This is a genomic window from Limosilactobacillus panis DSM 6035 (assembly GCF_001435935.1).
Classification (GTDB): Bacteria; Bacillota; Bacilli; order Lactobacillales; family Lactobacillaceae; genus Limosilactobacillus; species Limosilactobacillus panis.
On sequence record NZ_AZGM01000114.1, the window covers coordinates 1 to 746 of the forward strand.

General features: G+C 37.7%; 1 protein-coding gene. It reads left to right on the forward strand.

The annotated features are described in order from the left end of the window. Positions 1–637: IS110 family transposase (locus FD32_RS07065; RefSeq protein ID WP_047767865.1), on the forward strand; the 637-nt coding region annotated here is incomplete at its 5' end. Positions 638–746 lie beyond the last annotated feature (109 nt).

Genomic DNA, 746 nt, shown 5'->3' on the forward strand with positions numbered 1-746 from the left:
TAAATTAACGGATAAAAATCTTTCAAAAATGAAAGGACTTAAGTATGCCGAACAATTATTGAAATTAGCTCAAGATTCTTATCCAGCTGTCGATAGTGATTCGATTCAGGTTGAGGAGGTACGCTACTATTGTCGACTCCTAATTGAACTAACCAAACAGAAAGAAAAAGTAGTTAAGCAAATGATAGTGACAGCCCAAGAAGAGGAAACGTTTCAATACTACATTTCTTTTCCCGGAATCGGTGCTCAGACTGCCGCCCAATTAATGGGTGAATTAGGTGACATTACTCGGTTTGATAGCGCTAATCAGCTTAATGCTTATGTTGGCCTTGATCTCAACCGATATAAGTCCGGTAATGGCGGGCGTCAAGATTACATCAATAAACGTGGTAACCCCATTGCCCGTAAGCTCTTATACTTTGCCGTTGGTAATATGATCCGCCAACAACACGCTGCGCCAAACCACATTGTCGACTATTATTATCGATTAAGACAAAAAAGACCTTATCCAAAATTGAATAAGGTCGCGATGGTTGCTTGTATGAATAAAACCCTGAAATGCCTTTTATCCATGATTAAGCACCATACTAAATACCGTTATCGGTATACGGACTCGAAGTCCACTGTGAAGATATAAATCTCACACTTTTACTATATCACTAAATTCTGATTTTAAGTATCAAAATCAGAATGGTTTAGTATACGCTCATTTTCTATATATTTACTCTTGACTAATCGTAGGAAAG